Source organism: Streptomyces rubiginosohelvolus (assembly GCF_014649875.1).
GTDB lineage: Bacteria > Actinomycetota > Actinomycetes > Streptomycetales > Streptomycetaceae > Streptomyces > Streptomyces rubiginosohelvolus.
In genome coordinates this window covers 169,046-179,300 of record NZ_BMTW01000004.1, presented here as the reverse complement: position 1 = coordinate 179,300, position 10,255 = coordinate 169,046, and the positions used below count along the sequence as shown (strand labels likewise).

At 68.5% G+C, this 10,255-nt stretch carries 7 protein-coding genes; 2 read left to right on the top strand and 5 right to left on the bottom strand.

Annotated features, from left to right (window positions below):
* The first annotated feature begins 85 nt into the window (after positions 1–85).
* Complete coding sequence (locus tag IE134_RS13085; protein ID WP_098895171.1) at positions 86–1,393, top strand: hypothetical protein; 1,308 nt, start codon at positions 86–88, stop codon at positions 1,391–1,393.
* Between the two features lie 184 nt (positions 1,394–1,577).
* The gene (locus tag IE134_RS13080) at positions 1,578–1,982 is read left to right on the top strand and encodes an FKBP-type peptidyl-prolyl cis-trans isomerase (protein WP_098018776.1); all 405 of its coding nucleotides are present in this window, start codon (positions 1,578–1,580) and stop codon (positions 1,980–1,982) included.
* 59 nt (positions 1,983–2,041) lie between these two features.
* Here the strand turns inward: IE134_RS13080 and IE134_RS13075 are convergent, their stop codons facing one another.
* The 5 genes from IE134_RS13075 to IE134_RS13055 form a co-directional block, all read right to left on the bottom strand.
* On the bottom strand, positions 2,042–5,317 hold the full coding sequence (locus tag IE134_RS13075; RefSeq protein ID WP_098018779.1) for a type I restriction-modification system subunit M: 3,276 nt from the start codon (positions 5,315–5,317) through the stop codon (positions 2,042–2,044).
* 126 nt (positions 5,318–5,443) lie between these two features.
* On the bottom strand, positions 5,444–6,061 hold the full coding sequence (locus IE134_RS13070; RefSeq protein ID WP_030714528.1) for a TetR/AcrR family transcriptional regulator: 618 nt from the start codon (positions 6,059–6,061) through the stop codon (positions 5,444–5,446).
* Positions 6,062–6,266: 205 nt separating this feature from the next.
* Positions 6,267–7,865, bottom strand: coding sequence for a succinic semialdehyde dehydrogenase (locus IE134_RS13065; RefSeq protein ID WP_189430545.1), 1,599 nt, complete (start codon positions 7,863–7,865; stop codon positions 6,267–6,269).
* 15 nt (positions 7,866–7,880) lie between these two features.
* Positions 7,881–8,807 carry an acetoacetate decarboxylase family protein gene (locus IE134_RS13060; protein WP_098018784.1) on the bottom strand — a complete coding sequence of 309 codons (927 nt, stop codon included), beginning with the start codon at positions 8,805–8,807 and terminating at the stop codon, positions 7,881–7,883.
* 119 nt (positions 8,808–8,926) lie between these two features.
* Complete coding sequence (locus IE134_RS13055) at positions 8,927–10,171, bottom strand: NADH:flavin oxidoreductase/NADH oxidase family protein (protein ID WP_189430543.1); 1,245 nt, start codon at positions 10,169–10,171, stop codon at positions 8,927–8,929.
* Positions 10,172–10,255: the final 84 nt, after the last annotated feature.

The following is a 10,255-nucleotide window of genomic DNA, read 5'->3' as shown; positions in this document are numbered from 1 at the left end:
TCTCCGAGTGCCGCGATGCGAGAGGAGGAAACCACCACTCCCGTCGGACGTCAGCCGTAGGCTTTGCGGGAACCAAGGGGAGAGAATGATTGACTACCGCAAGGCAACCGTTCCGGTGTGGACGCTCGCGACGGGTGACGTCCGGGTGCCGGCAGTCGCCGGAGACGGTCCGATGACGGCTGACCGCCTGGGTGAACTGCGCAGCGTGCTGGCTGTCCTGGCCGACGAGCCGATCGCCACACTTGAGGTACATCCATTGCCCGGCAAGCTCGACCGCAGCCGAGGTATCCCGCTCGATGCCGTGAGCCCCTTGGCGCAGCACCTGTCGCAGCTCGTCACGCAAACAGTGCGGAACTCCTCCGCTGCGTCCACGGCGACCGCTGCCGGCGAGAACCTGTATCGCATGGTGGTTCCGGCGAGATTCGCAGCCCAGTTCGGTCAGGGCATGGTTCGTCCAATGGCGGCCAAGGGAGTGGCCGGCGGCATCTACGGCTCCCTCGTGAACTCAACAGGCATCGTTGCCAACGCGTCGTTCGTCCCCGTCGGCAAAGCGGCCGCAGCCGGTGCGGTCGGCGGGGCCGGTGCAACAGTCGGCGTCGCGGCCGCAGGCAGCGCGGCGCTCACCGTGGCCGCGCCGCTCGTACTGATGGCCGTAGCGGTGGGGGTGAGTGCGCATGCCGACCACAAGCGGGAGCAGGCCATCGGACACATAACAGAACTGCTGGAGCAACTGCACGAAGAGAAGCTCGATGAGGAGCACAGCGAACTCGACGGCTGCCGCGATGCCATCGACAAAGCCACAGCCATCCTGCTCGACCAGGGCAAGCTCGGTGTCTCGTTGGGACTCGACTCGGCGGTGCATGCCATCAACACGGCCCTGGGTGCCGCCGACCGACGCCTTGCCCGATGGCAGAGCGCACTCGACAAGTTGCCCGACGGCGAGGCCGTCGAGATCGGCACGCTGACCAAGTCGTTTCCCGGTGTCGACGAACAAGGCGGCCCGTTCCGTGCGCACCTCGAACTAGCTTCCCTGGCCATTGCGTTGAAGCGGCGAGTCATTGTCCTGCAGGCCGTCGAGCACGCCCAGAGCGATTCCGGTAACCCGTTCGAGGCTTTCGCCCGCGCACTGAAGCGTGACCAGCAGCGCCTGGATGAACTGGAGTCGAGCATCGGTGGAGTCCTGCTACGACTGTCGGCTCTGGAGCTGGCTCGCCCGAGCGGCCTGCGGCCCGTCTTCACGCCCGGTGAAGTTGATCGTCTGATGCGTGCGACACACCGGATTCACCAGCTGGGCGACGGCGTCACGACCGAAAGCCACACCACGGACGTGGCGATCGAGATCGCTCGCAGCCGGGACGGCTCGTTGGTCGTGTTCCCCGCGCTGTCGGCATAGGCGGGTTCGCATTGTTCAGTACCGTGGCCGATCGTGGGGCTGATCTACCCCGCCTCGTCCGGACGGCTCGCTGGGTGGGACGGCAGAGGTGATGTGAGGCGTACCGTGATCGCTTGCCACATGGAATGTCCATGTATCCGGTCGGCCCGTCCGGCGGGTTCCGGAGGCGAGCGAGGGGACCGCGATGAGCGAACTGACGAAGCCGGTGGTCGAGGTTCCGGAGGGGGACGCGCCCACTGAGCTGACGATCCGGGACCTCGTGGTGGGGGACGGGCCCGAGGCGCAGCCGGGCCGGGTCGTCCGGGTGCACTACGTCGGGGTGACGTTCGCGTCCGGGCGGGAGTTCGACTCGTCCTGGGAGGAGGACCGGCCGTTCAAGTTCGCCGTGGGCGGCGGCCGGGCCATCAAGGGCTGGGACCGCGGGGTGCGGGGCATGAGGGTCGGCGGCCGGCGCGAGATCATCGTTCCCCCGCGCCTCGGCTACGGCAAGCAGTCACCCTCCGCGCTGATCCCGCCGGGCTCGACGCTGATCTTCGTCGTGGACCTGCTCACGGTGGTGGGCGGCCCGCCGGACCGTGGCGCGGCTTGACGGATTCCGTCACGGACACCACCGTCCGAGGGCGCTCGTGGCCGCAGCGGAGCGGGAGCTCAGCTCTCCTCGGACGTGCGGAACGGGATCTCCAGTGAGTGCTCCTCCAAGCTGCGGAGGATCACCCGCCCGTCCCGTACCTGGTTGATCAGAAACAGCTCCCGTGTCCGGCAGTCAGGGCAGAGACCGGCCACGGCCAGCGGCCAGAGATCGACCGGACGGCCCGAGGGGTCGCTGTCGACATAGACCCGGTCCGGGCGCAGCGGGTAGGTGGTTGACCGCTCGAACGGTTCCCAGCTCGGATGGCTTCCCCGGAGCCTCAGGCCCACGGTGCGGAAGGAGGACTCGTCGAGATACTCGCAGCGCTCCACCCAGTACCACTGGATTCCTGACAGCCAGTTCACCGAGCTGATGGCCGAGACCACGCGGGGTTCGAGTTTCTCGATGTCCACGTCGATCTCGTGGCTCATGCGGACGCCGTGGGAGTGATGTGAGTGATTGCGGAAGTCCTTGATCTCCTCCAGGAGCTTCCGTGTGGTGTCGCGGTCCCGGATCGCCTCGAGTTCCGCAAGGGCGGGCGTGCCTTCCACGTCCTCCAGGAAGCGGTCGATGAGCCACAACCAGGTGCCGAAGGCAGCACCATTGCGGAACTGCTGGCGAAGGGATTTCGTGAACCCTCGGTGGTGGGCGATGAGTTCGCTGAGCGCGAGGATGCCCAGCGTGCGTGCCGTGCCCTCGCCCAGCTTGAGCAGGCCGTCCTTGCGCTCGGCGGAATGGGTGCTGACGCGGTAGCGGCGGGCGAGGGCAGCCATATGGAAGGGGTAGCTCGACTCCGCCCGCCAGATGGGGTCGTCGAAGGGGCGCACCAACTGGCCCGCCAGCCGTGCCTCGTGGGAGGCGAACCGTATCGCGGTCCGGATGTCGTCGCTGAGGGTCTCGCTGCCGGAGAAGACGTTCGGCAGGATGCCCTCGGTCGTGGCCCGTAGGCCGCGACGCGCCTCCTGCACCTCCTGCAGCAGGTCGTCGACCGCCGCGTCGGTGACCAGGTCGACAGGGACCGGAGTGTCGAGCAGGTCACGGACGCGCGGGAACGCACCGTTGCTCTTGCGGGAGTTGAGCCATTCGCACAGCACTGCGCCGCGGTCCCCGAGCGGATGCAGTACGAACAGAGGCGTAACGGCCTCACCGAATCCTGCCGGGAGAAGCCGCCAGTTGCCGAAGCGCCCCACTAGATCGCCGCCGGAGCACGGCGTCACTTCGGAGTCGTCCAGCTCCGCGTCGGGCAGTTCCACGGCCGATTCGACGCTGTGCAGATGAGGTGCGGTGAGGTGCTTGGGCGGGGCCGCACCGTCATCCTCAGGTTCCGGGCGCGCCAGTTTGAACCGCCCCGTTTCCAGCCGCGCGAAGTTCTGCAGCGGTTCGAAGGGGCCGTCGAATTCCGCCACGTAGAAGAGTCTGGGCGCGATCTCACATCCGGGTCGCGTTCGGGCGGGGTCAATCCAGGCGTCGGGCGTACGGGACCGGACCCGGTTCTGGAGGTACTCTTCGGGGTCCTCGTCCCACGGCAGCGAGACCGTGCTCCGCAGCTCCACGTCGGGCTCTGTCGTACCGCGGCTCCGCTGGAGCTCACCGCGTTCGTCGCGCACCCCGATCGCGTTGCGGACGGCCTTGTCGAACGCGCTTCCGCCAGGCCAGGACTGTCCGGTGCTCTCCGCGGCACGGCGGAGCGCGCTGCGTGCTGCGGATCCCGTGTTCCAGGTCGTACCGACGAGGCCCCGAAGCGCCGACACCAGCGCTTCGGGATCGTCGGCCCGCTGGACCGGCCGGAGGGCGGCGAGCCGGTCAAGCGCCTCCGGGGAGAGCTCGAAGCGCAAGCGCAGCGGGCTCTCGACGACAATCTGGCGATACAACAGGTCCTCGTTGCGCACGACACGCACATGGTCGCGCGGGGATCGGATCGGGGCGGGAGAGGAGGGCGTCGCTTCGCTATAGAGCTGTACGATCTCGGCCAGCTGATCGGGCCCGAGATACTTCCGCTTTCCGCCGACCGACTGGCGCATCTTCTGCCAGTGGTCCTGAGCGTTGACGAGAATGACACGTCCGCGTCGGCCGACGGGCTTGCGGTTGCTGAGCACCCAGATGTACGAGCTGATGCCGGTGTTGGTGAAGAGCTGATCAGGCAGCGCGACGATGCCTTCGAGCCAGTCGTTCTCGATGATCCAACGCCGGATCTCGGATTCCCCCGAGCCGGCGGCACCGACGAACATGGGTGAGCCGTTGAAGGCGATCGCGAGACGGCTTCCCCCGCGGTCGGAGTCGTCCACCGGCTTCATCTTCGCGAGCATGTGCTGGAGGAACAGCAGGGAGCCATCGTTGATACGGGGAAGGCCGGCGCCGAATCGGCCTCGATGGCCGAGGTTCTCGTGCTCACTACGGACGTCGTGCTCGACCCGCTTCCACTCGATGCCGAACGGAGGATGTGCCAGCAGGTAGTCGAATTGTTCCCCTGCGAACTTGTCATCGCCCAGAACGTTTCCCCAGGCCATCCGCACCGGGTCGTGGCCGCTCATCAGCATGCTGGAGTAGGCGATCGCCCAGCTCTCGGGGTTGATGTCCTGGCCCGACAGGTGGACCCGGGCGTCGGGATTGACCTCGGTGATGAGATCCGAGGCCGCACTCAGCAGCCCGCCGGTCCCGCAGACGGGATCGTGGACGGTCCTGACGGTCCCGGGAGCCGCGAGTTGCCCCGGATCGGGCTCCAGTACGAGGGTGGCCATGAGCCGGCTGACGTCGCCCGGCGTGGTGTGCTCGCCGCTGGTCTCGCTGCTCTGCTCGGCGAATCGACGTACCAGATCGTCGAAGATGAGGCTTGTCTCGGAGGCTGAGAGGGTCGGCCCCAGATCCAGCTGCTGGAACCGGGCGACGATGTGATGGAGCAGACCGGTGGAGTCCAGGCGCTTGACCGTCGTCGCGAATTCGAAGCGCTCGAAGACTTCCTGAATGTTCCGGGAGAAGCCGTATACATAGTCGAGCAGGAGAGGTCCGGTCATCCCCGGTTCTTCGGCAACGCGCGCGAGCGTCAAGGGGCGGGTGTTGTAGAAGGGGTGGCCGGAAGCCTGTCGCAAGAGCGCGTCCGATTCCTCGCCACGGTCGCGCGCCAGTTTTTCCGCGACCTTCAGCACGTCGGGCCGGGTGGGAGCGAGCAGACATTCGAGTCGCCGCAGGACGGTGAACGGCAGCAGGACCTTTCCGTAGTCGTAGCGCTTGAAGTCGCTGCGCAGCAGGTCGCCGACGGACCAGATGATTCGGGATAGTTGGGTCACCGAATCACTCATGCTCTTCCCCTCCCGGACGCGCGGATCTTCCCCGATCGGCCTCAAGAAGCTTATGCGGGGGAGAAGGCCGGTGTGCGGGGATTCTGGGGCGGCTGTGGCTCCCCGCTGTGACCGAAGGGACTGCGCTCAGACCCCCCGCTGAGCGCCTGCCGCCGTGCCGGACATCGCCGGAGCGGCGTTGAACAGCGCGTGGACGGCGGAGGTGACCTGGGCGGCGACGATCTCGGGGGTGGAGGAGTCGAGCTTGCCGTCGAGGTGCAGGAACGCGAGGCCGTGGACGAGGGCCCACACCGTGGTCGACAGGGCGTCCGCGTCCACATCGGGGAAGGTCGCGGCGACGATGGTGCGGACGTACTCCGAGATGGCGGCGGTCGCGGCGACGCGCTCCTCGCTCGTGGGGTCGCAGGGCTCCGCGAACATCGCCCGGAACAGGGCCGGGTGCTCCAGTGCGAACCGTACGTACGCGACGGCGACCGCGGCGAGTTCATCGGGGGTCGAGGGTGCGGGGTGGGCCTGTGTCAGGTGCGTGGCGAGCTCGCGGTACCCCTCGGCGGCCACCGCGGAGACCAGCGCCTCGCGGTCGGCGTAGTGACGGTAGGGGGCCGTCGCCGAGACCCCGGCCCGCCGGGCGACCGCGCGCAGCGAGAGTCCGGCGCTGCCGTCCTCCTCCAGGAGTTCACGCGCGGCACGAAGGCAGGCGGCGCGCAGATCGCCGTGGTGGTACGTGCTGCTGCTCCGGGACATGGGCCGTGCTCCTTATGTTTGCCATGTCCACATCTCCTCCCTGATGTGAACGATGTATACATCTTAGGTGATCGGAAAGGAAGAAGAAACCGAGGCCGTCTGCGAGCGGTTCCGGCACCGTTTCTCCGGGGGCGCCGGAACCGTTCGACCGGATCCGCTGCTGCGGCGTGACGCGGGCAGTCGCCATCGCTGTCGCTGTCGCTGTTCAGCGCATGCCGATCGCCTTCATGACCTTGAGCGCACCGGTCAGCAGGTCGGCCCAGGTCTCGGGGGAGATGCGGGACGGCGGATAGAAGCCCTGGAGGCGCTGGTGGGCGACGGTCTGGGGCTCGGTGTACTTGAGGATGCCGTCGGCGCCGTGGCGGCGGCCGAGGCCGGAGTCGCCCATACCGCCCATCGGGGCGTCGATGCTTCCCCACGCGGCGGCGAAGGCCTCGTTGACGTTGACGGTTCCGGCGTGCACGCGGGCGGCGACAGCGCGGCCCCGGGCTCCGTCGCGGGACCATACGCTGGCGTTGAGGCCGTAGGACGTGGCGTTGGCCAGGGCGACGGCCTCGTCGACGTCGCGGTAGGTGGAGATCGAGACGACCGGGCCGAAGGTCTCGTGGTCGTACAGGGTCATGTCGGGGGTGACGTCGGTGAGGACGGTCGGCTCGTGGAAGAGCGGGCCGAGGTCGGGCCGCGCCTGGCCGCCGGCGAGGACGGTGGCGCCCTTGGCGACGGCGTCGCCGACGTGCTCGGTGACGGTCTGCAACTGGGAGGGAGTCGTGAGGCTGCCGACGTCCATGCTGTAGTCGTACGCGGCGCCGATGATGAGCTTCTTGGTCCGGGCGGTGAACGCGGCGATGAACGCGTCGCGGACGGATTCGGCGACGTACAGGCGCTCGACGGAGACGCACAGCTGACCGGCGGAGGGGAAGCAGGCGTTGACGGCGCCTTCGGCGGCCTTCTCGATGTCGGCGTCGTCGAGGACGATCATGGGGTTCTTGCCGCCGAGTTCGAGGGATGCGCCGATGAGGCGCCGGCCTGCGTCGCCGGCGATCCGGCGGCCGGAGGCGGTGGATCCGGTGAACATGATGTAGTCGGCGTTGTCCATCAGCGGGGTGCCGATGGAACTGCCGCGGCCGATGACCATCTGCCATACGTCCCGGGGGAGTCCGGCCTCGTGCATGAGGTCCATGGACCACAGGGCGGTCAGCGCGGTCTGGGTGTCGGGCTTCTGGACGACGGCGTTCCCGGCCATGAGTGCGGCGATGGTGTCGCTCGCGGCCATGCTGAGGGGGTAGTTCCAGGGCGAGATGACGGTGACGACGCCCTTGGGGTGGCGCAGTTCGGTGGTGTGGGTGAGGAGGGGGATGGCACCGCGGCGTCGCTTGGGGGAGAGGTGCTTGGCGGCGTTGCGGGCGTAGTGGCGCGAGACGATGCCGATGTCGACGACTTCCAGGAACGCGTCGCGGCGGGTCTTGCCGTTCTCGGCCTGCATCAGGTCGAGGGCCTCGTCCCGGCGGGCGAGGACGAGGTCGTGGTAGCGCAGCAGGATCCGCTTGCGCTCGCTCAGAGGGGTGGCGGCCCAGGCCTTCTGCGCGGCCCGGGCGCGGGCGAACGCCACTTCGACATCCTCCGGCGTCGAGACCGGGAAGTCGGCCAGGGGGAGGCCGGTGTAGGGGGCGCTGGTGGTGACCCGTGCGGCGTCCGGCGCGGCGGATACCCGTGCGGTCAGCCGCCTGAGCAGGGCCGGGGTGATGGACGCCGGCAGAGCGGGTCCGCGGGGCGTGGTGGGGCGGGTTGCGTGTTCGGTGGTCATGGCGGGGCTCCCTGCTCACTTGTTCCGGGGCGGGACCGAGGTGGGGACCGGCATGTGCAGCGCGGCCTGGCCCTCGGTCATCACGTCGAACTGGATGGTCCGCTTCGGCTTGAGCGAGCGCAGGTCGTCGGACATATGGCCTTCGCCGAGCTGGAGGGTGACGTCGCGCGTGCTGCGCGTCGTGCCGGCGTTCAGCACGTTGGTCTGGTTCAGGGTGGAGTGCCACCCGCCGTTGATCTTCGTGTAGGAGGTGAGCGAGCCGACGCGCTCCCCGCTCACGCACGCCTTCTGGGCCGGGGTGGCCGCCGAGAACGCCACATCGACTCCGCCTGCGTCGTTGGCCACGCGGGCGGTCGTCCGGCGGTCGTCGATGGCGACGTCGAGGTCGGTGACCCACTTGGGGAAGCCGTAGCCGTCGTGGCCCCGGACCTGCGCGATGTCCGAACTCACGGGCAGGGACAGCACGTAGGCGTCGAGGCGTTCGTTCTTCAGGCCGGTGACGAGGTCGAAGAAGCCGAGCTTTCCGTGCCGCGCGGGCTTCACGGCGATGCCGACGGTGGCTTCGGTGTAGAAGTCGATGTCGCACACGTCGTAACGGAAGAACATCACCGAGACCAGTCCAAGCCCGGGCACGATCTCCAGCGGCGACAGCTCCTCGGGCAGGCGGGTGCGGATCGCCTTGGACGGGGCGAGCATCGTCAGCCGGGCCGTGGACATCGTGTAGTAGAAGTTCGGGGTGAGCGTCGGACCGATCGGGGAGTCGACCTTGATCTTGGGCAGTCGGCGGAAGAAGTCCACGCCGCTGACGCGCGGGTCCCGCGCGATCGCGTCGAGGTCGGGGTTCATCCGGTACCGGTCGTACAGGCCGCCCTTGGGGACGCCGACCTCGCGGCCTCCCAGGTCGACCTTGACGGTGTCCTGGCCCTTCGGTGGGGAAGACATGGTGCGGGTTCCTCTCGTGTTGGCGCTGCATATATGGAGGCGGGGGGAGTGTTAACGTTGTTAACATTTGGGTCTGGTGGTGCCCGGAGGAGGCTGACGGCAGGGGGCATGGGCCTCGCTCAGGCCGCGCCCCGGGGCTTGGCCAGCCAGGCGCGGTAGCGGCGCAGGGCGGTGCGCTGCTTGCGCTGCTCGGTGATGAGGGCGAGCGCCGGGTGGGTGCCGGGCCGGGGGTTGCTGCCGCGGGCGAGGCGGCGCATCTGGTGGCGGACCTGCGCCATGCTCGCGGCCGAGGCGAGGGCCTTGTCGGACCACTTCACCGGGCGCATCCGGCGGTCCGCCTCGCGGCCGCCGCGCCAGCGGTCGGGCAGGTCGGGCGTGACGGCGAGCGCGGTGCCCATGCCGATGACCGCCACACCGCTGTCGAGGACCTTCTGTGCGGTCCCGCGCCGGGTGATGCCGCCGGTGAGCATCAGCGGGATGGGGCTGGTGGTGACCAGGTCCTCGGCCAGATCCAGGAAGTACGCCTCACGGGCCTGGGTGCGGGTGTCGGTGGGCCGGCCGGTCATGGCCGGGCTCTCGTAGCTGCCTCCGGAGAGTTCGACCAGGTCGACGCCGAGGGGTTCGAGCATCTCGATGACCTGGCGGGCGTCCTCGGCGTCGAATCCGCCGCGCTGGAAGTCGGCGGAGTTCAGCTTGACCGCGACCGCGAAGGACGGCGAGACGGCGGCCCGTACCGCCTTGACGATGTCGAGCAGCATCCGGGCGCGGTTCTCGAGAGACCCGCCCCAGCGGTCGGTGCGCTTGTTGACCAGGGGGGAGAGGAACTGCGACAGCAGGTAGCCGTGCGCGGCGTGGATCTCGACGCCGTCGAAGCCGGCCTTCTCGGCGCGGTGGGCGGTGACCGCGTACCGGGTCACGGTGTCGTCGATCTGCTGCGCGGTCATGGCGGTGGGGCGGCCGAAGCGGCTGCTGTGCTTGCCCAGGCTGACGCCGATGTCGGACGGCCCCCAGACGACTCCGGGCATGTCGGAGGCGACCTGGCGGCCGGGATGGTTGATCTGCATCCATATCGCGCCGCCGCCGGACTTGCCCGCCTCGGCCCAGTCGGTGAACGGCCCCAGTGGCGCGTGCTCGTCGAGCACGACACCGGCGGGGCCGGTCAGCGCCTCGGCGTGGACCATGACGTTGCCGGTGATCAGCAGTCCCGTGCCGCCGGCCGCCCACTTCCGGTACAGCGTGAACAGCTGCTCGTCGGGCACCTGGCCGTCGCCGGCCATGTTCTCCTCCATCGCCGCCTTCGCGATCCGGTTCTTCAGTACCTGCCCGGAGCGCAGGTGCAGCGGTGAGAACAGCTCGCCGGTCATGTCGATTCTCTCTTCCTCTTGATCGCCTACGATGTGTACAGCACTCACATTAGCTCAGGAATGTAATCAGCGTAAACATCGGGT